Genomic DNA, 23,922 nt, shown 5'->3' on the forward strand with positions numbered 1-23,922 from the left:
TTCCCATTCCGAACAGAGAAGTTAAGCCCGCCTGCGCAGATGGTACTGCAGTTTTGTGGGAGAGTATGTCGTCGCCTTTCTTTTGAAAAACCCTGTTTCTAACGAAACGGGGTTTTTTGTTTTATATCGGTTTGGAAACATTTAAATTTTATACGAAACGAATTTCTAGTTTATTAAATACCTTCTGTATATTTTTCATTCGACAGACTATTGGGTTTTAAGTAAACAATATTGTGCTGAAAGTCAAGAATGGTATTAAATCTTTTTAAAACTTCATTGCCCAAAATATGCGTGGTAAATCTTGCTGGATTTGCAGTAGTAAGTAATTGTACAGGAATATTCATTAGAGAATAATTTCCAAGATTTAATTGATCATTGTTTACGGTCAAAACGGGAATTTCTTTACCTTCTCCGTTTTTTATGATCACTTTTTTGATGATTGAGAGTTTTTCTTTTGGATAATTTTGTTCTTTCATTAGATTTTCGTCTAACATGATGGTTCGCTGGTAACCATTATCAAAAAGAAATCTACTTTTGTATTTCTTTTCTTTAAGCTGTAATTCTCCTTGAATACAGAATAAAGTATGTGTATATTCAATGGGAAGTTTTTGAAAATCTTTATTAATATTTGATAAATGGGTATGAATGATAAAGATATTTTTATCATAGTCTATCTCTACAATTTTGCCATCAAATAAATTCCAGCCAAAACGTCCATCTGTACCTTGTCCAGACAATGTTACAGGATAGATTTGCTGATTTTCAAACAGATGATTTCCGAGCTGAAATGTATGGTTGCTTAGATTTTCTAATTTTAACTTTTTAATCGCATCATTTGTTAGTAGAAAATCGGTAGTTCCAGAATCGAATTTTAAATTTAATGTGTCTTTTTGATTTAGTACTACTTTAAAAATAATATTATTATATGGTGAAAGTACAAAAGGAATAGTATCGTGAATTTGTATTTTACTTTTTGAATAATCCTTTATAATCGGACTTTGAAGTTGAATAAAACAACTATCTTTTTTATTTAGTAATACGATAAAATTAAACTTTTCTCCAGGTTTTAATTTCACTTTTAGAGAATCAATATCGGTATAAAAATTAATTGATTTTGGTTTCACACTTTTATTTAATGTATAAACATCGGGTTTTGCTTTAGAATCGAGATACCAAATTCTTTTTTCCTCATTTTCTTCTTTTATAAACGCTTTAGAAGAAGTTGCCTGTAGGATTGGCAGTTTCTTTTGCGCATTTGAAATAAGAGTAAAAAAACTTAAGATAATAATAATTGATTTTTTCATTTAATTTTATTTAGGGTTTGATTATAGCGGGTAAAATGAATTCCTGCATCATTCTAAAAACCTGCGGATGTGCATAAGGTTTATTATAAGCTGTTGCTGTTATAACAACGACGAGAGGGAGGTCTTTAAAAATATAAACTTTATTGCCTCCATTACCGCTGCAACCAAAAGTTTCATATTTTTTTCCGTTTACTGTAAAAATTTCTTTCCAAAATAGATAACCGTATCCAGTAAGATTTTTATTTTCAGGAAAATAATTGGTAAAGCTTTTTTCTACCCAATTTTTAGGTAAAATTTGTTTTCCTTTCCAAGTTCCTTTGTTTTGATAAAGCTGTCCATATTTCGCTAAATCCAAAGTTCTTAAACCTAATCCTCCTGCAGTATTCGCAACTTTTTGCGGTGTATACTGCCATTTGTAATTTTTAATGCCTAATGGGCCAAATAATTTTTTTTCGGCATAAGTTTCTAGACCATTCGGAACACGCTGTTGCAATATGTCACCCAGCATTACAACACCAGCGGTAAAATAATCCCAGTTTTTCTCAATTTGTTTAGTAGCATCCATTGGCAGATCAAGACCAAATTTTACCCAATTGTCTGTTGGATACATATTTTCTTCGTTTCCAGGAGAATCAGAATTTTGATCAGAGCCGTCGAAAGCTGAGCTCATCGTTAGAAGACTTTTTAAAGTAACTTTTTCTTTTTCCTGCGAATAATTTTTGTATTTCTTTAAATCATAAAATTGATTCAAAGTCGTATTTTCATTCTTGATGTAGTTTTCCTTTATTGCTATTCCCATTATGGTGGAAGCAAACGATTTTCCGACAGATCTTGTATCATGAAGTTTTTCGCGGTCTGCACCATTAAAATATTCTTCAAGAAGTAATTCGCCATTTTTTATAACAGCAATACTCGTTATATTTTTAAATCTTTTTTCTTCTATTCTTTTATTTAGTTCACGAATAATAATGGTATCGTAAATTGCAGAAGAAGTTTTCCATTCATTTTGAGGCGCTGTTTTTTGAATTAAAATTTGATTTTCGTTTATTTCAACTTCTTTAGCTTCAGTTTTTACGATTCCTTGAGCAATTACATTTCCAACTTTCGTTTTATCGTCATATTTTAAATAAGGCCTAACTTCAATTTTCAGCACATGTGTACCAGTAAACAATGCATCTTCGCCACCATTTCCATAATAAAATCGACTCCATAAAAAACGTCCCCAAGAATCTTCTTGTAAAGTGCTGAAAAATGGAATTTGTAATGTTGTAGATTTATTTTTGCTTTGTGGTGTTCCTGCTCCTAAATTTAAATTTTCGGTATAAATAGTTTTATCATCAACAGAAAAGGTAAATTGAAAATTTCCGTTTTTACTTAATTCATCTACAGATAGATTGCTATTTAATTGGTGCAGGTAATTAGTCAAAGAGTTACCCATAAATATTCGGATATAGAAATTGTTTTCTTTTTTTATTTCAACAGTTTCTAAAAAATCGCTTTCTTTTAATTGCTCAAGCGGAATAGAATTTCTGAGAAATACAATCTTTCCGACGTTTACAGCCTGCAGTGAGTTTGTTATGGTTTCAGGTTCTGTTATGTTTTGTGATTTTGCTGTAAAACATAATAAAAAAGAGCTGACGATAATCCAAAATTTTGTTTTCATGTCTAAAAATATTTCAAGATTGGTATAAGCAAATATATGTTATGCCGTATTTTATAAATAGAATGAAATTAACATTTCAATTTCAAAACAATAATTTTCGATATTGTAAAGGAGTTTGTCCCATTTGTTCTTTAAAACATCTTATATAATGACTTTGATCTGAAAAATTTGTTTCATAAGCGATTTCCGCCATTGATTTATCTTTATCGATCAATAATGCAAGAGATTTTTCGACTTTAAGTTTACGATTGTATTCACCTAAAGTACAACCAAAATATTTTGGAAAATAGCGAGAAAGATGAACTGGATGAATATTTAAAATTCCGGATAATTGCAGAAGAGATAAATCATCGGCAATGTTTTCGTGAAGAATTTCTTTTAAAGTTTTGGCCCAATTTGGAATTGAACTATAATTTTGTTCATTTCTATTCTTGATGTTCTCAAGTGAATTAATCAAAAGACTGTTAATTACTGTATTTGTGAAATTATTTTCAATTTTACTTTCTGTAAAAAGTTTGTAGAATAACATCTTTGCATCTGGAGTTTCTACAGCAATATTTCCTTTTAAATTATCAAGAGAAATATCGAAACGATGCAGCCAATTTTGATCGATTTCGATATGAAAACCGCGAGTGAATCCTGGAGGTTTTATATTGTAATGTGCATCGTCCCAATTATGAAATAAAAGCGATCCCGCGGCACATTCATGAATTTCATTTTTATTCCCTTCTAAAACTTTACCTTGAAGTATAAAAGTAAAATACGGTTTTTCATGATAATGCCAATCCACCTTTTCGTGCGTATATTCAGTATCAGTAATAGTGAGACCGTCCAATTGAATATGTCTATTGGTCTGCCCGAAAAACTGTCCTGTTTGTAGTTGTTTCATTTTGTAAAACAATTATTGCGGTATTTTTTGAGAATGTAATGTAGTGAATTTAAATGTATTAATTTAAAAAAGACGGAAAAAAGCTTCAGAAAATAACATCATTTAAATATTTATTAATTTTGTCGGCTAAAAAAGAATTTCCAATTTACAAATGCGGAAGAAAATAAAATTTATTTAAATGACTATACAAGATTTAACTGGCGATTATGCTATTACGGGAAGTAATCAGGATGAAAGCGGTGAAATGACTTATAAGGGTGTTTTAAGTTTGACTTTGGATACCAATAACCGAATCGTTGCGCATTGGCTTATTAATAACAGTCAAAAACAAAAAGGACATGGTTTCTTTAAAGATAATATCTTAGTGATCAATTTTAGTTACAAAGGAGATGATCATAAAACCTATAAAGGTGTTGTAGTTTACAAATGTATAACTAAAGATGTTTTAGAAGGGTTTTGGTCTGAAAAACATGGAAATCCACTTTATTTGGGAACCGAAAATTGTTTAAGAATTAAAACTTCTGAACAGTTAAACTAATTTTAGTATTTCAACAAGATTTGATTGTTCTTGGTAAATAAGTTTAGCTGTCCAGAGATTTGAAATTAAAAGTTACATATTTAGTTCAGAAAGTTCTAAAAGATTGAAAACGGTAAAATTTAAAATTATTAATAAATTTTTCACACGTTCTCCTGCCTGTAAATTGTTAGTTGTATAATAAAGCGTTTTTGCGTCGTTTTTATTTTTGGAACTATTACCAGAAGACTCTAAAAGACTATAAACTTTTATAATGTGAGAATTTGGAAGTAGTGAAGCTAACGTTTGAGCGGCAGTATTTTTATAAAAATCTTTTGAAATCGGAATTCCACTTGATATCAAGTAATTGTGATGAATTATTATTTTATTAGAAAGATCCGGCATTTCAGTTATGATTTCCTTTAATCTTTCTTTCGGTAAAAAAAGAACGATAATGTCACTTAAAGCAGCAGTTTCTTGTATTGTAGAAATTTTTACGTTTTCGCCGATTTTTTCGGCTGTATTCTTAATTCTGTGATTGCAATCTGTGGCGCTGATTAAAACTTTATATCCGAAATCGGCACTTCTTTGTGCGAAATCTAAAGTAAAACTCCCAACACCAATGATTCCAATGGTATTATTTTTATTCATTAATTCTAGGTAATCCTTATTGTTTTTGATAAAAGTATTGATATAAAGTCTAAAAAGCAGGTTTTGGGCAAGAAAACAAATTAGTTTTTAATTGTTTTAAATTAAGATTGTTTCACTTTTTATTTTGTTACAAGCTCCAACCTCAGTAATCAATTTGGATACAGTTATAAAGTAGAATTTATTTCTTTGTTTTTAACTTTTATTAAAAAATAAAATCTAAAAAAATTATTAAGAATTTTATTTAAGTCGAGTTATTTCGATTTCTTTGGAAGCAATTCATCCAAATCAGACAACGTGTAAAATTTGAGATCGTGAGATTTCATATAACGGCAGATAAATTCTAATGTTTCTATTTTTGTCTGATAATTTTCAGTTACTTCTTTAACAGGTTTATGTCCGCATAGAATCAAAATCTTATTATGCTTTTTGGCGTAATCTAAAAGTTCTAAAACGTATGGAATACTAAAATGGATATGACTGTTATCTATATCAAAGGCAAAAACTATTTTAGAATTATTAAAATAACTGTCTTGTTTTTCTGGTACTTCACCGCCAAAAGCTCTTCCTCTAATAATTTTGAATCTGCTTGATAATGCTTTATCCAGTTCATCAGATCTTTCGCCGTACGGGTATGCAAATGTTGTTACATGAAATCCTTTTTTCTTCATTGAGACCATCATTGGGTTTATTTCCTGATTGATGTACTCTTTGATTCCGTATTTAGCAGTAAATTTTACGGCATTAAAATGATGATAGCCATGTCCGGCTATTTCGTGTCCGTATTTTTGCATTTCAAGCAATTCCTTGATTTCGGGCGTTCCAATCGAATCGATTCGGCAGACATTAAAGGTTGCTTTCCAAGAATACTTTCTTAAAGCCATATCTGCTTCATGCCATTCATCAACATATGCATCGTCAAAAGATAAAATTACTCCTGGCTTATAGGTTTTTAGATCATTTTTTTGTTTTTTAGTTTCGCAGGAAACTAAAGTTAAGAGTATAAAAAAAACGATGGCAGTAGCAAAAAGGTTTTTCATGAGCATTTAGTTCTTGCTCAAATTTAAAAACTTTCTTGTTAAAATGAACATCCTTAATCAAAATAAATATATGCGAAACTTTATTTTTTTAATTCTAATTTTTATAATAGTAAAAAGATGAAATATGAGTAATCATGTTTTTATTAAACTTAAAATTAAAGCCTTATAGTGATTCATACCAATCTAGAATATAATCGGCAACGGTTTCCCATCCCGGTTCTCCACAGATAAAATGACTTTTTCCCTCAAAAACTTTAAGTGAAACCTGACTGCCTGCATCTTTATATTTTCCGGCAATTGTTCTGGTAAGTGCAGGAGGAAAGATGTGATCGCTTCCGCCTCCAATAAACAAAATAGGAGCGTGTGGTTTTTTGAAATCTATATTCGAAAATGAATTTAAAACAAGTTCGCGACTCACTTTATAACTTTCTGGAACAGCAAATTTTTCAAATGCTAGTTTTTTTTCATTTTCAGCAATTGTATTAAAGAAAGCATAATCATACCAATCACGGCTTCCCATGAAGAATTTCTTTGAAGAGAAAAATCCAAAAGCAGGAATTACAGTTTTTAAAGTTTGAAAAGGCGGAAAAACATTTTTTGGCGGCGCGCCGTCAATGCTGACACCAGCAACAGCTTTATCCATTTCTATTAATTTTAAAACCGCCATTCCAGCCATAGAATGTCCAATAATCAAAGGTTTTTCAGGTAATGTATTTAATAATGTATTGATATTGTTTACAACGTCAATAAATCCCGTTGCTATAAGTGCTGGATGTACTTTTGAACGCAGTTCAGCCGGATTTCCGTCGTGTCCCGGATTAGAAGGAGTATAAACATTGTAACCTTTTTGTTCGTAATATTGTTTCCAATTCTCCCAAGTTTTTTCGTTCACAAAATTTCCGTGTATAAGTACAATAGTTTTTGATTTTGCCATGATTATTTTATTTAATTAGGGTTAAGATTTCTTTGAAATTTTCGTTTTTAGAACTTGCGAGTAATTCATAAAGACACATTTCTACCGACGTAAGGGAAGCACCTTTTTTTTGTAACTTATTCAATGCTAAAATTTTATTTTCTTTTAGACGAGAAGAAACACAATCAGCAGCAATTTCTACTTCAAAATTAGAAGTCAGCAGTCCAATACTAGTTTGATACACACAAATATGCGTTTCAATGCCGCATACAATCCATTTTTTTCGATTAGATTGAAGAACAGCTTCTTTAAACAAATCATTTTCAAAAGCATTGAAAGAAAATTTTTCGATTGCCTTTTGGTTTACCAGCAGTTTTTCAAGTTCGGGAATAGTTTGTCCGAGACCCGCAGGATTTTGTTCGGCCCAGACAATTGGCAGCTTCAAAATTTGACAGCCTCTAATCAGCTTTTCGAGATTAGATACTAATTTTTCGCTTTCATAAACAATACGTGCCAATTTACCTTGTACATCTATTATAATTAAGCCGGTGTTTTCTGGGTGCAGCATATTATTACAATTATAGAACAGATTAAAAATATTATTTCAATGAATTAAAGTTAGTTAAATTATTTGTTTTCAGTGATATATGTTTTTTAGGCTACTGCTTTTTATATTATAATGAAGCAATAAATTCTTCGGTTGTAAGTAAAGAATGTCCATAATTTGGAAAATTAGTTTCGACAGTTGCCTTGATTTCTTCCCAATTAAAAGCTCCAATTCCGTCTTTAATTAAAGTTACATGATACCCAAGTTCAACGCCATATCTGGCCGTCGAATCAATACAGGTATTGGCCCTCATTCCTGCCAAAACAATTTGATTAATGCCATGCTGTTTTAAAAGAAAATCAAGATCTGTGTTTGCAAATCCGCTGGCAGTCCAATGATTTTGAGCAATTAAATCTCCTTCCTGTGGTTGTAGTTCGGGATGAAATTCACCTCCCCAGCTATTAATTTCAAAAAGATTTAAATTATAACTTCCAAGATGCGAAGGTGATAAGAAATTCCAATTTAAATAATCTCCCTTTTGCGTTTTCCTGTGTGGCGCGTAAATAATTTGGATTTGTTTTTTTCTACATTCCGAAATTATTTTTTTCAAATTAGAAATCATATTATTTCCAATTACGGTTTCTTTCACTGTATCCCATAATTTGCCTCCTTCTGAAAGAAAATCATTAAAAGGATCAATAAGTATTAATGCTTTTTTATTTGATTGAAACGTTGCCATAATTTTAAATTTTCTGCAAGGAATACCATAATTGTACCTAAAAAGACAATGCTTTAAAAATCAGCAATATCAAGTCTTTTCCGATTTTCGATTCACTATATTTAGAGAATTTGATAAACGATTTACTTTATTTCAATAATAATTAGAGTAAAGATTAGTATCTTTTTTAATTGAAATTTTATAATTTTAAGGAATAGCATTAATTATAAAAACAAATTTAGAATGAACAACGGAAAAAAACTTAAAGCAGTTGCTTACGGAGAAGTGCTTTGGGATGTTTTTGCGAACGAGAAAAAAATTGGCGGCGCACCTTTAAATGTTGCTTTACGAATGAAAAGTTTAGGAGCCGATGTCGCGATGATAAGTTGTGTAGGAAATGATGAAGACGGAAAAGCAATTAAAAACTATGTACAAAACGTCGGATTAGAAACGGATTCGATTGTAACTTCAGACGCTTTTCCGACGGGTTTGGTCACAGTAAATTTAGACGAAAAAGGTGCTGCAAGTTATGATATTAATTACCCGTCGGCTTGGGATAAAATCGTCTTAAATGATCTGGCAAAAAAGAAGGTTCAAGAAGCTGATGTATTGATTTTTGGAAGTTTGGTTTGTCGTGACGAAGTTTCAAGAAATGCTTTAGAAGAATTATTGCAAAATGATGTTTATAAAGTATTTGATGTCAATTTAAGAAAACCGCATTATACTTATGATTTGCTGGAGCATTTAATGAAAACCGCAGATTTTATAAAGTTTAATGATGAAGAAATTTTGGAAATTGCTTCGGCTTTAAAATCACCATTTAAGACTTTAGAAGAGAACATTGACTTTATTACGCAGATGACAAATGTAAAAGCAATGTGTATTACGAAAGGTGGAGATGGAGCGATTTTATTCTGGGAAGGAAAACTGTATGAAAACAGCGGTTATCAAGTTAAAGTTGTAGATACAGTTGGCGCTGGAGATTCTTTTTTGGCGACTTTAATAACTTCTCTTCTAACAGGAAAATCACCGCAGGATTCTATTAATCTGGCTTGCGCGATAGGGGCTTTGGTTGCTGCTTCGCCTGGCGCAAATCCTGAGATTTCTGATTCTCGAATTAATGATTTGATGAATTTATAAAGCAGATAATAATTGAAATGAAATTTTTAAAAACAGCCTTCGGGTTGTTTTTTTGTTTTATGTCTATAATTGAAAGAAATTCTTGCTTAAGATTTAAATTAAATTGCAGTTCTTTGCAGCGATATTTAATCAGGATTAGAAACAGTTATTGAAAGCAATTTTGAGTGCTTTGAAATAAAACAAATAACTGCGCGTTTCTACACTATTTTGGAAAATTTGCGTTAAAACAATATCCAATCTGTTTTATGGAAAATAGAAAATTAATAATAAGTTTAAAAAAGGGAAACGAAGCTTCTTTTAAAGAAGTGTACCTAAACTATTATGATAAACTAATCCATATTGCTAAAAAATTTGATTTTAAAGTTTTAACTCCAGAAGATTTTGTTCAGGAAACTTTTTTAAGGCTTCACGCGAAAAGAGAACTGCTTAATGAAGAAGTGCTTTTTGATAAGCAGCTGTTTACAATATGCAAGAATATCATCATTAATCACGTCAATCGCGAAAACAAAATAATTTCTCTTGAACCTTTAGGAATTGATCTTGTCGAAGAAATTTCTGAAATCGGAATTTTTGAAGAAAGAAAAGAAAAATTAGATACCTACATAAATCTGCTTCCCGAACAGCAACAAAAAATATATACACTTCATAAACTGGAAAACCTTAGCTATAAGGAGATTGCAGCAATGACTGATCTTTCTGAAAAGACAATTGCTAATCATATTTATCTCGCCAGTAAATTTATTAGAAAAAAAATCGAAAATCATTAGGAACTTTTTTGATCTCGTTTGTTATATATAAAAACGAAGGACAAAAATGAATATTGAATCGTACAAAACAGATGTAACAAAGTTAGAAGATGCTGATATTTTGGTACAGCTTTTACAATTTGTTATATCCGACTGTGTCATGAATTTTGATTTGGAAGATTCCGATCATGTTCTAAAAATCCAAACCAACAGAGAAATCAAAGAGATGGTTTATGGAGTTTTTACCAAACAAGGATTTAATTGTCAAATAATGTAAGGCTGAAAGAAATGGACGAGAAAAAATTAGAAGAAGAATTAAAAAAGATTTGGAACGAAACTCCGGTTTCACATTCTGAGAATGAAAAAGAAGCCTCTTGGGAATCTTTTCAATCGAAAGCATTTACTCCTAAAAAATCGAAATTTAAGGTTTGGCAGTTTGCGGCGGCTGCAGTTTTGCTGTTTGGAATTGCGGGATCGGTTTTCTTTTATAATAGTAATCCGCTGCAGAATGATCTTTTGTTAACTTCAACTGTGGTCGAAAATACAACTTCGATTGTAAAAACAGTAATGCTTCCAGATAGCTCAAAAGTAGAATTGAATGCAAATTCTAAAATTACGTATGCCTCTAATTTTGCTGTTAACAGAAAAATCGAAATTGAAGGTGAAGCTTTTTTCAAGGTAAAAAAAGATAAAAAACATCCGTTTCAGGTTTTATGTAATGATATTACAACAACTGTTTTAGGAACTTCTTTTATTGTGAAGGAACATACTGAAAACGGAACTGTAGTCGAACTTTATGAGGGAAGTGTTCAAATCAACATCAAAAATCAAGATAAAAAATGGATTCTGGAGCCGGGAGATAAATTTATTTACGGTCAAAAAATTGCATCGATTACCGATTTTAACCGATTTACCGATTTTGATAACGAAAAACTTTCTGCGGTAGTGGCTTATATACAAACGAGTTATGGTTATAAAGTAACAATTCCTTCGGAGTATCTTGAAAAACCGATTACGATTAGAATAAACAAAAAAGAAGATTTAAAAGATTTAGTCCAATTATTAGCTGAAATGTATAACCTAAACTTTGAAATAAATGAAGAATTAAAAGAAATTACTTTTCAGTAGAAAAGAAAAGGATGTACTAGCCGCGAAACTACACATCCTCCTCAAGGTCAGGATAGCACAAGACTATCCATTTAATATAAATCAAAAATACAAAAATTCATGAAGCATATAATTTCCGCGTGCTTTTTTTTATTCAGTTTATCAATGTTCGCACAAAAGGTGACGGTAACAGTAGATAAATCATTGACATTGAAAGAATTATTTAAACAGATCGAAGGCCAGACCGATTTTAAATTTGCCTTTACAGATCAAATAGATACAAGTCAAAAGTATTTTACAGAAAAGAAAACATATACGAATGTTGACATCAAAAGTCTTATAAATGAGTTGAACAAAAATGCTGTGATTCAGTTCTCTATAGTGGGAAACAATATTTTTGTGAAGCACAAAGCAGCTAAAACGACTAAAAAAAAAAGCCGGCTGAGTGGAAAGGTTTTGGACGAAACAAATCAACCAATTATAGGGGCTAATATCTTTATTAAAGAATTAGAAGTTGGTGCAACTACAGATCTAAACGGAATGTTTTCGATAGATGTAGAAAAAGGAAATTATACTGTTGTAATAAGTTACCTAGGGTTTCAAAACAAAGAAAAACAGATTACAGTAGAGAAAGATTTCAGAATAGATTTTAATCTAGAATCGAACAGTCAGGAATTAGATCAAGTAATTGTAAAAACATCAAAAAAGACTGATGTCAGAAATACTCAAATGAGTGTGAGCAGTCTTACGATGGAAGATATTAAACGTATTCCCGTTGCAATGGGAGAGCCAGATCCTCTAAAATCGATTTTGAGTCTTCCAGGTGTTACTAACGGAGGTGATCTTTCTTCTGGTTTTAACGTTCGCGGAGGCGCGGCCGATCAAAACTTAGTAATGTTAGATGGCGCACCTGTGTACAGCGACTCGCATATGTTTGGATTTTTCTCTGTTTTTAATGCCGATGTAATCAGCGGATTGGACTTATACAAAGGAGGAATTCCATCTAAATACGGCGGGCGCGTTTCATCTGTACTTGATGTAAGTCAGCAGACTGGAGATTTTGATGAATATAAAGTAAACGGGGGAATCGGATTAATTTCGAGTCGTCTTTTGGTTCAAGGACCAATTCAGAAAGAGAAAGGATCTTTCATTTTAGCAGGAAGAACTTCATACGCGCATTTATTCTTAAAACTGGCAGACAATAAAAACTCTGCCATGTTTTATGATTTGAATGCAAAAATTAATTACCGTTTTAATTCTAAAAACAGTCTTGCATTTTCAGGTTATTTTGGAAGCGACGTTTTTGATATCAATGAAAGATTTGCCAGTACGTACGGAAATACGATGGGAAATTTAAATTGGAAACATAGTTTTTCTGATCGATTGATTACTAATATGTCTGTTTTTTACAGTGATTATAAATTTAATCTCGGAATGGCCGCAGAAGATTTTGAGTGGGACAGCAACATTAAAAGTTACGGTTTAAAATACAATTGGAATTATACGCAATCAGAAAAATTCAAAGTTAATTACGGAATTGACGGATTATACTATGATTTTAATCCGGGTGTTGTAAGACCAACTAGTTCTACTTCTCAGTTTAATTACAAACAGTTAGACAAAAAACGAGCTTTAGAATACAGCGCTTATTTGGATTTAGAAAATCAGTTTTTTGATAAATTAACCATTCGTTATGGTCTTCGTTACAGTTCATTTTTCCGTTTAGGAGGAGAAGATATTAGTACTTATGAAGACGGAAAAGCAGTAATTTATAATCCGTTGTATAATATTTATGAAGAAGGAACTCCAACAGGAACTATTTCTTATAAAAAAGGACAATCAATAAGCAATTTCAACAATTTTGAGCCAAGAGCGGCAATTTCATTTGCTTTTAATGATAATACGTCTATCAAAGCAAGTTACAACAGAATGGCGCAGTATATTCATATGCTATCGAATACACAGTCGCCAATGCCAATGAATATCTGGACACCAAGCGGACCGTTTACAAAACCCCAGCTTTTGGACCAATATGCAGCAGGATATTTCCAAAACTTTAAAGACGGGGATTATTCTTTTGAAGGGGAACTTTTTTACAAAAAAATCCAAAACCGAATCGATTATATTGATGGAGCTAATATTTTGGCAAACAATAATATCGAGCAAGTTATTTTGAACGGAAGAGCGAGATCGTACGGAATGGAAATTTTGTTTAAAAAGAATGCAGGAAAATTGACAGGATGGCTTTCCTACACGCTTTCGAGAGCAGAACAGCAAACTCCGGGAAGAACGCCTGATGAACCAGGAATTGCAGATGGAAAATGGTATTTATCGTCTTATGATAAATTACATAACTTGAATATTGTTGGAAATTATTTACTGAATCCAAAATGGTCTTTTAATGCCAATTTTACCTTACAGTCAGGACGTCCAGCAACTTATCCAGATGGCTATTATGAGTTTGGAGGTATTAATATTCCGAATTATTCTTTACGAAACGAAAACAGACTGCCATTATATCATCATCTAGATTTGGCTGCAACGTATACGCCAAAACCAGATAAAAAGAAAGGCTGGCAAAGCTATTGGGTATTTAGTATTTACAATATTTACAACAGAAAAAATACAGCTTCGATGCGATTTACAACAAACGATGATACAGGAGTAAACGAAGCTAGAAGTTTATCTATTTTCGGACTTGTGCCGGGAATATCTTATAATTTTAAATTTTAATAACATGCAGGGATTAAGAAAAGATATTTTGAAGAATAAAGTATTGGCTTTATTTAGTTTTATGATGATAATCCTTTTTTCGTCTTGCGAAGAAGTTGTAGATGTCGATTTGCAGACTGGAGAAGCAAAAATTGTAATTGATGCCGAAATTATGTGGCAGAAAGGAACTGCAGGAAACGAACAGATTATAAAAATTAGTAAAATGGCTTCGTATTATAGTACTTCCACGCCAAAAGTTTCGGGTGCTGCTGTAAGAATCGAAAACAGTAACGGAGATGTTTTTACGTTTGCAGAATCAGAACCTGGGGTTTACAAATGCACTAATTTTGTTCCCGTTCTTAATGCAGATTATACACTATTTGTAACGGCCGAAGGAAAAAGTTTTACTGCTGTAGAAAAACTAACTTCTGTTGTACCGATTAACAAAATAGAACAAAAAATGGTTCCCGATTTTTCTGGAGAAGATGCTATCGAATTGACTTTTTATTACACAGATCCAGTAGATCAAACCAATTACTATTTGACAGATTATCAAAGTAGTTTTTTATTGTTTCCTGAATACGAACTAACTGATGATGATTTGTACAACGGAAACGAAATCAATACTCGTTTTTCTAATGAAGATATGGTAGCTGGTAATGTTGTGAATATTACGCATAGAGGTATTTCTAAGAATTTTTTTAATTATATGAATTTGATTTTAGAAGCCCAAAGTGCCAATCCGTTTATGGCGCCGCCGGCAAATATTAGAGGGAATATTGTAAATGTTAACGAACAAAACAATTTTGCACTGGGTTATTTTAGGCTTTGTGAAGCCGATAAAATAAGTTATCAGGTAAAATAACACAAAAAAAATATCCGGCATTTGAGCGAAAGTTCTGCCGGATATTTTTTTTGTACCTTAGAAGTTTAATAATTTCAGTTGAATCTGAATTTTAAATTTCATTTCTATGAAAGCAATTGTAATTGGAGCAACAGGTTCTACAGGAAAACATCTTGTAGACATACTTCTAGAAGATAACGATTATAAAAATGTGGTTATTTTGGTGCGAAAAGCAACCGGTAGAAATCATCCTAAATTAGTAGAAATCATAACCGATTTTTCTGATCTCGATGCATTGCGAGATTCCATTAAAGGAGATGTTGCATTTTCGTGTTTAGGAACCACATTGGCTGATGCCGGTTCAAAAGAAAAGCAGTGGAAAATCGATTTTGATATTCCCGCATTATTTGCTCAGATTGCCAAGGAAAATGGCGTAAATTCTTTTGTTTTGCTTTCTTCTTATGGAGCCTCTTCAAAAAGCAGTGTTTTTTATTCTAAAATGAAAGGCGAGTTGGAAGAAAAAGTTGAATCATTTCTTTTTAGCCAATATATTGTTTTTCAACCCGGATCTTTGATACGAGAAGGCACAACGCGTATGGGAGAGAAAATCTCAGTAAATTTAATCTCCTTTTTAAATAGGTTTGGGATATTGCGAAAATTCAAACCGCTTTCAACTTTACTTTTGGCTCAAAAACTGGCAAAAGCACCAAAAATTCTTCCACAAGGAAAAACGGTTATTACGTTACAGCATATTTTTGATTTTTAATCCACTAGATTCTGCCGTATTTTTCGGTGTAACGTTTTAATTCTAAATCGGTTTTTGAAAGCAGTAATTCTAAAAGCCTGATTTTATCTTCGTATAATTTTTGTACAGTAATCAAAGGTTCATCAGCTGTTTTTATTAATTCTGGTTCGTGATGCCCGAGATTGTCAAGATAGTTTTGAGTATCAAAATGAAATAAAACTTCTGGACTTATTTCAAAAATAGAAGCAATTTGGGTTAATTTCTTAAAGCTCAAATCGGTTTTTCCCTTTTCAATTTTGCTGTAGCCAGCTTGTGAAATCCCTAATTCGTCGGCCATGTATTCCTGCGTATAATTTTTTAGTTCTCGAATGCTTCTGATGTTTTTTTTGACGGAGTGTGTTATCATTTTCTTGGAGTATAATTCATTGTGTTGAAGGAACACAAAGAAAAGTGAAAATTTTATTCTAAATGATAACATTTGTTAATGGTTTTCTGAACCATCTTTCTCACTGTATTTCAAACGACTCAAATGAACAGAACTAATATTGAGATAAGAAGCTATATGATGTTGTGATACGCGCTGCAATATTTTCGGAAATTTGGCATTCATTGTATTGTAGCGCTCTATTGGTGATTGTGTATATAAAGCTTTTATTTTATCATTAATCATAAAAAAATAATCTTCAGCAATAAGTCTTCCTAGTTTTTGTCCTTGTCCGATTATTTTGTAAACATCCTGCAAGATATCTTTTGTGATGGTGATTACGATTGTATCTTCCATTGCCTGAATATAAAAACTGGATGGAATCGACTTTAGAAAACTTTCATAATCTGTAGCAAAAGTTTTTTCTGTAGAAAAATGAAAAGTCTTCTCAACACCATTTTGATCTACAAAATAAATCCTCAAAAGACCATCCAAAACAAAATAAATATTTTTGCAAACAGAACCCTGATCGAGTAAAATGTCTTTTTTGTGAATGCGGTCCACTTTAAACATGGTTGAGCAAAGTTTCCATTCTTCATCACTTAATTCTATATAATTAAGTATTAATTGGCGTATATTATCAATTTGTTTATCTATCATTCGGCGCGTATAAAAATGTTATGGGGAAATAGTATTCTAAAAAAACGAAGATTTTTTTTGAATAGTGCGTCAAAATTAGATGATGGGATTTTTTGGAACTTTACTTTTTTGAAATAATTTGTTATATAATTCACAACGACGGCAAATTATTCGTTTAAAACAGAAGGCATAGTTGGCGCAGATTTGCGTCAGGATGACATACTTTATGTTTTAATTTTTCTCTCGCAGATTTTGCAGATTTTTATTTTTATAATTCCCTCAATCTGCAAAATCTGCGAGAGAGTATTAAAGTTTTTGTATAATATTCTCCAAACAATGGCTCAAAATAGAAACAGCATTTTCCATTTCTTCTTTTTCCAAATGCCCAAATCCCAATCTCGTTGCTGTTAAATCTTTAGTTTGATACAAAATAGTTTTAGGAAGAAATAAACCATTTGCAGCACATTCTTTTTGAAACTGAATCAAATTAAAACGATCCAGCCATTCTACCCAGATTGCTAAACCTCTCGGCGGCATTTTAAATTTTATTTTATCGCCTAATTTTTCATTCAGAATTGAAACAAAATCGTCGCGTCTTTCTTTGTAGATTTTTTTATTTTTTTTTGAAAGGCGATGCGCTTCACCTTCAGAAATCCATTCTGTTAAAACCTGTTCTTTGATCACATCAATTCCAGGTTCTAGGATATTTTGATGTTTTTCTAATTCCTTTATAAATTCGGCAGGAGCAGTTACAAAGCCGTAACTAAAGCCAGACGGCAGCGATTTTCCAAATGATCCGATATAAATAACACGCTGATTAGAATCAAAAGCAGCTAACGGAAGAACGGGATTATTGTCGTAATGAAAATCAAAATCATAATCGTCTTCCAAAATAATAAATCCGTATTGATTGGCCAATTCCAAAACCTCCATTCTTTTTTTCGCACTAAGCGGTATCGTAGTTGGATAGTGATAATTGGAAGTCAGATATAAAATTCTGATTTTAGAAGTTTCGCAAATCTCTTTCAGTCGTTTAGTATCGATTCCGTCAGCATTTACAGGAATTGAAACAATCTGTGCGCCAGTATTGGTCAGTGTCATATTCGAATTATAATAGCCTGGAGAAGCCACAACTACTTTATCTCCTTGTGCAATCAATGCTTTTGTAACCAGATACAAACTAATTTCATGACTGCTTGTAGTCAGAAGATTAGAAGTCGAAATACGCAGACCGCGGGTTAAATTTAGATAATTAGAAAAATGAGTTTTAAAATTAGAGTGGGAGCGAAGCAGAATCTGTTCGTAGGTTTTAGATGTTTTTTGCCTCTTTAATTTAGAAACATACAATCTTGCCAAAACATCGGTTTGAACCAAACGTAAATCAGGAAGTCCGTCATTAAATTGGTACGGAAGATTACTTATTTCTGTCGGATTTTCTAGAATAGTAGATTTTTTAAAAGTAAAACCAATCGTCGCATCAGCAGGAATTTGTTCTTTTGAAATCGTAAAATCGGCTTTGCTTTTTTGTTTTTGCTGCGATAAAATAAACGTTCCTTTGTTCGGGAGCGTTTCTATCCAGCCTTGCGATTCCAGATCCTGAAAAGCCTTTATTATTGTATTTCTGTTTACAGACAATACTTTGCATAAAATTCTGGTGCCGGGAAGTTTTGTTCCTTCGGGAAGAAATCCGGTTTGAATGGCTTTTATAAATTCAAAAACAATCTGTAAATATATTGCTGTGTTTTCTTCTGGCTTAAGCTCGATAAAACTTTTAAAAGGAATTTCAACCGGACTATTCATAATTATAAAACTGGCATACTTTATTAGTACGGCAAGGTACTACTTTTGCCAAAATTTTTAACCAAAATGAAAAAAATCTATCTATTGGTACTAACATCAATCTGTACTAATTTTTACGCTCAAACTAAAAAAGATTCGATTTTCGAATTTGACGAGGTAATTATTAATCAGAACCGTTTTAGTACGCCGATTTCTAAAGAAAATAGAAACGTTTACGTAATTACAAGTGAAACAATTAAAAAACTTCCTGGAAGAACACTTCAAGAAGTATTACAATATGCTAACGGAGTTGATATCAGACAAAGAGGACCTTTTGGAACTCAGGCTGACATCAGCGTTGATGGCGGCAGTTTTGAGCAGACTGTTGTGTTATTAAACGGAGCAAAAGTAATTGACTCACAAACAGCTCACAATATGTTAAACCTGCCTCTTCCGGTTGAAGCAATCGAAAGAATTGAAGTAGTGCGCGGACCAGCGGCAAGAACTTACGGAATCAACAGTTTAACGGGAGCCATTAATATTATTACTAAAAAACCGAGTGATTCTGGAATTTTAGTAAGCACTTATGCTGGTTCTAATTTTGAAAAAGATACTGAAGGAAGCGGTGATACTTTTTACGGAAACGGTGTTCAGGTTGGTGCTGTTTTAGGAAAAGAAAAACAACAGCACATGATTTTTGCTTCGCATGATAAAAGCAACGGTTACCGTTACAACACGGCATTCGAAAACAATAAAATTTTCTACCAAGGAAATGTACAGTTTAATGATGCAAACGAAATCCAAGCTTCTGCAGGTTACATCAATAACGGATTTGGCGCAAATGCTTTCTACGCGGCACCGGGCGACAAAAATTCAAGCGAAGCTGTACAGACAACTTTTGCTAATATTCAGTCAAAACATTCGATTACTGACAGTTGGAAAATTATGCCTAGAGTAACTTACAGATACAATTATGACGATTATCGTTATTTAGGAATGGCAAATTTAAACGTTGGAAGAAGCCAGCACTATACCAATTCGATTGCAGGAGAATTAAACTCAACAGTAAAATTAGGCAAAGGCGAATTGGGTTTTGGAGCTGAATTTAGAAACGAAGATATCCATTCGTCTAATATTGGTGATCACGATCGCGAAAATGTTGGAATCTACGCAGAATACCGAACGAATTTTACAGAACGATTAAATGTAAATATCGGAACTTATTTAAACTATAATTCGGATTACAAATGGCAGATTTATCCAGGAATCGATGCGAGTTACGATATTACAAAAGAGTTTAAAGTAATTGCAAATGTCGGCACAAGCCAGAGAATTCCATCGTTTACCGATTTGTATTTGAAACAAACAGGAAATATTGGAAATACTGATTTAGATTCAGAAAATGCTTTTCAAAGCGAAATCGGATTTAAATTCAACAGAAAAGCTTTGAGCTTAAATGCGAATTATTTCTACAGAAAAATTGACAATTATATCGATTGGATGCGTAATTTGACTACGCAGCCTTGGCAGAGTCAAAATACGGGAGATTTAAGCACAAACGGAGTAAATCTTCGCGGTAATTACAGATTTGATTTCTCTAAAGATTCAAGATTGAATATCGTTTTAGGATACACTTATTTAGATTCAGAATTTAAGAGTTCAAGAACAGAAATATATTCTAAGTATTTAATTTCGTCTTTAAAGCACCAAGTAACCAATACAATAGATTATCAGTATAGAAATTTATCGGTATTATTTGCTACTCGTTTTAACGAAAGAATTACAGGACCTTCTTATTGGATTAACGATTTTAGAGTTAGTCAGTCAATTAAGAAATTCACGATATTCTTAGATGCTCAAAATATTTTTAATACCACTTATTATGAAGTCGGAGCAATTCCGCTGCCTTCAAGATGGTTTACTTTGGGAGCTAAGTTTGTAACGTTTTAATTTTACTTATTTTTTTAGAATTAGTTATTGGATAAAACCCTGCACGAAATGTTTTTTTACATTTTTGTGCAGGGTTTTGTATGTTTTAATTATATCTTTGCGCCTGATTTTGGTCTGTTTTTTCTTAGGAAAAAATAGTTAAAAGGGAATCAGGTGTAAATCCTGAACAGACCCGCTACTGTAAGTTCTATATAAGTCTTTAAACATTACTTATGCCATTGCCCCGCCCTGCGGGATGAGAAGGCCGTTTAAAGATGGAACAAGTCAGGAGACCTGCCACGATCACATAGTTTAAAACTTTCGTGGTATGAAGTTGACGACACAAGATGGTAACCTGCTATAGGACAGCAGGCCTATATCTATGTTTTTGTAATTACATCACCGAGAGTTTTTTTAAATAAATCGTGATGTACAATTTTAGAAAAACACTTTTAGCTTTTATTTTATTATTTCCTTTTTGGCTTCATTCGCAGGCAGTCACAGATAGTTCGCGTGTTTTAAAAGAAGTTATTTTAAAAGGAAAACCTTATCAGGAAGTTATTCCGGTACAAAGTCTTTCGGGTGTTCTGCTCGAAAAACTAGCCAGTCATAATGTGGCAGACGCACTTCGGTATTTTGCAGGAACTCAAATCAAGGATTATGGCGGTGTAGGCGGACTAAAAACAGTCGATGTCCGCAACATGGGTACGCATCATGTTGGTGTTTTTTATGACGGAATCCAGCTCGGCAATGCCCAAAACGGTGTAACCGATCTCGGAAAATATTCGCTTGACGATATGGAATCTTTGACAATGTACAATGGTCAGAAAAGTGAAATTTTTCAGTCGGCTAAAGATTTTGCTTCAGCTTCAGCCATTTATTTAAGAACAAAACGTCCTGTTTTTATTGGAGGTAAAAAAACAAATCTCCTCGTTCGTTATAAAACCATGTCGATTGATTATCACGATCCTTCTTTTAGATGGGAGCAAAAACTGAGCGATAAAGTTAGTTTAAGTATGAGTTTCGAATACATCAAATCAAACGGAGAATATAAATTTAGATACAAAAGAAAAAATCAGGACGGAAGTATTGCCTACGATACCACAGCAACAAGATACAACAGCGATATCGAAGCTTTTCGATTTGAATCTGGTGTTTACGGCAAAATAAACAACGGTTCGTGGGACGCAAAAGTTTATTATTACGATTCTGAAAGAGGCGCGCCGGGAGCGATTGTAGAGAATAAATTCAGAGACGGTTTCAGACAGTTTGATAAAAACTTTTTTGCGCAGGGTTTTTTCACCAAAGATGTTTCAGAAAAATATAAATTTCAGGCAAAAGGGAAATTTGCTTACGATTATACACATTATATTGCCCGAGATACCACTAGTGTTTTAGGCGAAATCGTAACGGAAGGCGCACAATCAGATGACAGTTACTTTCAGCAGGAAGCGTATTTTTCGGCGGTTAATCTTTACAGCATTTTACCCACTTGGGATGTTTCGCTTTCAACTGATTTTCAATATAATAAATTAAACGCTACCAGAAGAGGAATCCAGACTCAGTTTTCTTTCCCTCAGCGTTTTACAGCGCTTGTTGCGCTCGCGACTTCTTACCGATATGAAGGTTTTAAAGTTTTAGGAAACGTTTTGGCAACCCGCGTAATCGAAGAAGTAAAATTTAATGCAAAAGCGCCAAACAAAACCGAATTTACACCCGCTTTATTCCTTGGTTATACACCTTTTAAAAAGTACGATTTCAATTTAAGAGCGTTTGCCAAACGCATTTTCAGAATGCCGACTTTCAACGATTTGTATTATACAATGGTGGGTTCAAGTACGTTAAGACCCGAATATATGAACCAATATGATGTTGGTTTTACTTATAACTTTTCACTAAAAGAAAGCCTTATAGACAAATTCTCCATTCAGGCAGATGCATATTATACCAATACCAAAGACAAGATTGTGGCGGCTCCGACAGGAAATTTATTCCGTTGGATGATGACGAATATTGGTCAGGTAAAAGGAAAAGGAATTGAAACAATTCTCAATCTGGGAACTCATATTGATAAAGTAAATCTCGCTGTCAATCTGACTTATACGTATTCTCAAAGTCAGGATTTTACCAAATTTTCAGGTTTAGAATTGTCTTCTTACGGCGATCAGATTCCGTACACTCCTTGGCACAGTGGTTCTGGAATTTTGAATGCAGGTTACGAATCATGGAACTTCAATTACAGTTTTATCTACGTTGGAAAACGATACAACGGAAACGTCAATAATATTAAAGTAAACGAAGTGCAGCCGTGGTATACGCACGATTTGGCAGTTCAAAAGGCCTTTATTTTCAATAAATACAAATTGAATGCAACGGTAGAAGTCAACAATGCCTTTAATCAGCATTATGAAGTGATTTACAATTATCCGATGCCGGGGCGAACATTCAAATTTATAATCAGTTTTGAAATATGAAAAAGAGCATTATAAAAATACTATTTGGTTTAACCGTTGCCATTTCGCTGGTTTCCTGCCGTGAAGATGAAACAATATTTCTTTCGTCAGACGTAAGTGTTGCGGCGCCGAGAAGTGACGGAAATATAGAAGGATTTTATCTTCTTAACGAAGGTAATATGGGAATGAACAGAGCCAGTATTGACGTTTTTAATTATCGAACGGGAAATTACACGACCGATGTTTATTCGGAACGAAACCCGAATGTGGTTAAAGAACTGGGCGATGTTGGAAACGATATTCAAATCTACGGCGATAAAGTATATGCAGTTATTAATGTTTCGAACAAAGTAGAAGTTCTCGAAAAATGGACAGCAAAACGCATCAAAAAAATTGATATTCCAAATTGCCGTTATGTGACTTTTTACAAAGACAAAGCGTATGTGAGTTCGTATGCGGGTCCGGTTGCCATTAGCCCAAATGCAGAGATTGGTTTTGTAGCCGAAATTGATACGACTTCTTTAGAAATAAAAAGAAAAGTAACCGTTGGTTATCAGCCGGAACAAATGGTGGTTCATAACGGAAAATTGTATGTAGCAAATTCAGGCGGTTATCGCGTTCCGAATTATGATCGAACGGTTTCGGTTATTGATTTGGAAACTTTCACAGAAATCAAAAAAATAGATGTCGGCATAAATCTCTACGGAATGCAGATCGACAGCCGCGGTGATATTTATGTGAGTTCACGCGGTGATTACTACAACACGCCATCAAATCTTTTTGTAATTGATACTAAAACCGATGAGAAAAAAATGCAACTCGATATTCCTGCTTTGGGAATGTGTTTAGTCGACGATCTGCTTTACTATTACAGTGTTTCCTGGAGTTATCTTACCAACAGCAATAAAATTGCTTACGGAATTCTCGACACCAGAACCAAAAAAGTTATAAGCGACAAAATTATTACCGACGGAACCGACAAAAACATCATGATTCCGTATGGACTTCAAGTTAATCCAGAAACCAAAGAAATCTACATTACCGATGCGCAAAACTATGTCGTAACGGGCTATATCTACTGTTTTACACCAGAGGGAAAATTAAAATGGAAAACTACAGCGGGAAATATTCCTGCACATATTGCCTTTATAACCAAAAAATAAAAAAA

The 23,922-nt window shown here is 32.9% G+C and carries 22 protein-coding genes, 1 rRNA gene and 1 riboswitch; of the genes, 12 read left to right on the forward strand and 11 right to left on the reverse strand.

Annotation, left to right across the window (positions count from 1 at the left end; all coding sequences use genetic code 11):
• Nucleotides 1–80, forward strand: a 5S ribosomal RNA gene (rrf, locus tag ACFSC2_RS08745); the annotation flags it as partial.
• Nucleotides 81–173: 93 nt separating this feature from the next.
• On the opposite strand, the gene ACFSC2_RS08750 is transcribed toward rrf, so the two are convergent.
• The 3 genes from ACFSC2_RS08750 to ACFSC2_RS08760 form a co-directional block, all read right to left on the reverse strand.
• The gene (locus ACFSC2_RS08750; RefSeq protein ID WP_379817955.1) at nt 174–1,304 is read right to left on the reverse strand and encodes a hypothetical protein; all 1,131 of its coding nucleotides are present in this window, start codon (nt 1,302–1,304) and stop codon (nt 174–176) included.
• 10 nt (nt 1,305–1,314) lie between these two features.
• On the reverse strand, nt 1,315–2,967 hold the full coding sequence (locus ACFSC2_RS08755) for a serine hydrolase domain-containing protein (RefSeq protein ID WP_379817953.1): 1,653 nt from the start codon (nt 2,965–2,967) through the stop codon (nt 1,315–1,317).
• An 82-nt stretch (nt 2,968–3,049) separates the two neighbouring features.
• The gene (locus ACFSC2_RS08760; RefSeq protein WP_379817951.1) at nt 3,050–3,856 is read right to left on the reverse strand and encodes a helix-turn-helix domain-containing protein; all 807 of its coding nucleotides are present in this window, start codon (nt 3,854–3,856) and stop codon (nt 3,050–3,052) included.
• Between the two features lie 178 nt (nt 3,857–4,034).
• On the opposite strand from ACFSC2_RS08760, the gene ACFSC2_RS08765 reads away from it, so the two are divergent.
• Entirely contained in the window at nt 4,035–4,394 is a 360-nt protein-coding gene (locus tag ACFSC2_RS08765) for a hypothetical protein (RefSeq protein WP_379817949.1), read from the forward strand.
• 72 nt (nt 4,395–4,466) lie between these two features.
• Here ACFSC2_RS08765 and ACFSC2_RS08770 read toward each other — a convergent pair whose 3' ends face one another.
• The 5 genes from ACFSC2_RS08770 to ACFSC2_RS08790 all read right to left on the reverse strand — a co-directional run bounded on the left by ACFSC2_RS08770 (nt 4,467) and on the right by ACFSC2_RS08790 (nt 8,257).
• Nucleotides 4,467–5,102 carry an NAD(P)-binding domain-containing protein gene (locus ACFSC2_RS08770; protein WP_379818617.1) on the reverse strand — a complete coding sequence of 212 codons (636 nt, stop codon included), beginning with the start codon at nt 5,100–5,102 and terminating at the stop codon, nt 4,467–4,469.
• 170 nt (nt 5,103–5,272) lie between these two features.
• Entirely contained in the window at nt 5,273–6,058 is a 786-nt protein-coding gene (locus tag ACFSC2_RS08775; RefSeq protein ID WP_379817947.1) for a polysaccharide deacetylase family protein, read from the reverse strand.
• 163 nt (nt 6,059–6,221) lie between these two features.
• The gene (locus tag ACFSC2_RS08780) at nt 6,222–6,992 is read right to left on the reverse strand and encodes an alpha/beta hydrolase (protein WP_379817944.1); all 771 of its coding nucleotides are present in this window, start codon (nt 6,990–6,992) and stop codon (nt 6,222–6,224) included.
• 7 nt (nt 6,993–6,999) lie between these two features.
• Nucleotides 7,000–7,539, reverse strand: a complete 540-nt coding sequence (locus ACFSC2_RS08785) for a hydrolase (protein ID WP_379817942.1) — start codon at nt 7,537–7,539, stop codon at nt 7,000–7,002.
• A gap of 106 nt (nt 7,540–7,645) precedes the next feature.
• A complete protein-coding gene (locus tag ACFSC2_RS08790; protein ID WP_379817939.1) occupies nt 7,646–8,257 on the reverse strand; it encodes a cysteine hydrolase family protein in 612 nt (203 codons plus the stop codon).
• A gap of 222 nt (nt 8,258–8,479) precedes the next feature.
• On the opposite strand from ACFSC2_RS08790, the gene ACFSC2_RS08795 reads away from it, so the two are divergent.
• From ACFSC2_RS08795 to ACFSC2_RS08825, 7 genes are all read left to right on the forward strand, one after another.
• Nucleotides 8,480–9,376 (forward strand): carbohydrate kinase family protein, encoded by an 897-nt coding sequence (locus tag ACFSC2_RS08795; protein ID WP_379817937.1) that lies wholly within the window; start codon nt 8,480–8,482, stop codon nt 9,374–9,376.
• A 245-nt stretch (nt 9,377–9,621) separates the two neighbouring features.
• On the forward strand, nt 9,622–10,143 hold the full coding sequence (locus ACFSC2_RS08800; protein WP_379817935.1) for an RNA polymerase sigma factor: 522 nt from the start codon (nt 9,622–9,624) through the stop codon (nt 10,141–10,143).
• A gap of 46 nt (nt 10,144–10,189) precedes the next feature.
• Nucleotides 10,190–10,399: a hypothetical protein gene (locus ACFSC2_RS08805; RefSeq protein ID WP_379817933.1), complete on the forward strand. Its 210-nt coding sequence runs from the start codon at nt 10,190–10,192 to the stop codon at nt 10,397–10,399.
• Nucleotides 10,384–11,250 (forward strand): FecR family protein, encoded by an 867-nt coding sequence (locus ACFSC2_RS08810; protein WP_379817931.1) that lies wholly within the window; start codon nt 10,384–10,386, stop codon nt 11,248–11,250. The genes ACFSC2_RS08805 and ACFSC2_RS08810 overlap by 16 nt, the downstream gene beginning before the upstream one ends.
• Nucleotides 11,251–11,349: 99 nt before the next feature.
• Nucleotides 11,350–13,962, forward strand: coding sequence for a TonB-dependent receptor (locus ACFSC2_RS08815; protein WP_379817929.1), 2,613 nt, complete (start codon nt 11,350–11,352; stop codon nt 13,960–13,962).
• Nucleotides 13,963–13,966: 4 nt separating this feature from the next.
• A complete protein-coding gene (locus ACFSC2_RS08820) occupies nt 13,967–14,806 on the forward strand; it encodes a DUF4249 domain-containing protein (RefSeq protein WP_379817927.1) in 840 nt (279 codons plus the stop codon).
• Between the two features lie 106 nt (nt 14,807–14,912).
• Nucleotides 14,913–15,551, forward strand: a complete 639-nt coding sequence (locus ACFSC2_RS08825; protein WP_379817925.1) for an NAD(P)H-binding protein — start codon at nt 14,913–14,915, stop codon at nt 15,549–15,551.
• A gap of 4 nt (nt 15,552–15,555) precedes the next feature.
• Here ACFSC2_RS08825 and ACFSC2_RS08830 read toward each other — a convergent pair whose 3' ends face one another.
• From ACFSC2_RS08830 to ACFSC2_RS08840, 3 genes are all read right to left on the reverse strand, one after another.
• Entirely contained in the window at nt 15,556–15,936 is a 381-nt protein-coding gene (locus tag ACFSC2_RS08830) for a helix-turn-helix transcriptional regulator (protein WP_379817923.1), read from the reverse strand.
• A gap of 75 nt (nt 15,937–16,011) precedes the next feature.
• Complete coding sequence (locus tag ACFSC2_RS08835) at nt 16,012–16,614, reverse strand: Crp/Fnr family transcriptional regulator (protein ID WP_379817921.1); 603 nt, start codon at nt 16,612–16,614, stop codon at nt 16,012–16,014.
• Nucleotides 16,615–16,899: 285 nt separating this feature from the next.
• Nucleotides 16,900–18,393: an aminotransferase-like domain-containing protein gene (locus ACFSC2_RS08840; protein WP_379817919.1), complete on the reverse strand. Its 1,494-nt coding sequence runs from the start codon at nt 18,391–18,393 to the stop codon at nt 16,900–16,902.
• A 66-nt stretch (nt 18,394–18,459) separates the two neighbouring features.
• Here ACFSC2_RS08840 and ACFSC2_RS08845 point away from each other — a divergent pair, with 66 nt between their 5' ends.
• The 3 genes from ACFSC2_RS08845 (at nt 18,460) to ACFSC2_RS08855 (ending at nt 23,917) form a co-directional block, all read left to right on the forward strand.
• The gene (locus tag ACFSC2_RS08845) at nt 18,460–20,322 is read left to right on the forward strand and encodes a TonB-dependent receptor plug domain-containing protein (protein ID WP_379817917.1); all 1,863 of its coding nucleotides are present in this window, start codon (nt 18,460–18,462) and stop codon (nt 20,320–20,322) included.
• Between the two features lie 93 nt (nt 20,323–20,415).
• Nucleotides 20,416–20,617: riboswitch (cobalamin riboswitch) on the forward strand.
• 112 nt (nt 20,618–20,729) lie between these two features.
• Nucleotides 20,730–22,775 (forward strand): TonB-dependent receptor, encoded by a 2,046-nt coding sequence (locus tag ACFSC2_RS08850; RefSeq protein WP_379817915.1) that lies wholly within the window; start codon nt 20,730–20,732, stop codon nt 22,773–22,775.
• Nucleotides 22,772–23,917, forward strand: coding sequence for a DUF5074 domain-containing protein (locus ACFSC2_RS08855; RefSeq protein WP_379817913.1), 1,146 nt, complete (start codon nt 22,772–22,774; stop codon nt 23,915–23,917). The genes ACFSC2_RS08850 and ACFSC2_RS08855 overlap by 4 nt, the downstream gene beginning before the upstream one ends.
• The last annotated feature ends 5 nt before the right edge of the window (nt 23,918–23,922 follow it).

The organism is Flavobacterium artemisiae (assembly GCF_042678225.1).
Lineage (GTDB): Bacteria > Bacteroidota > Bacteroidia > Flavobacteriales > Flavobacteriaceae > Flavobacterium > Flavobacterium artemisiae.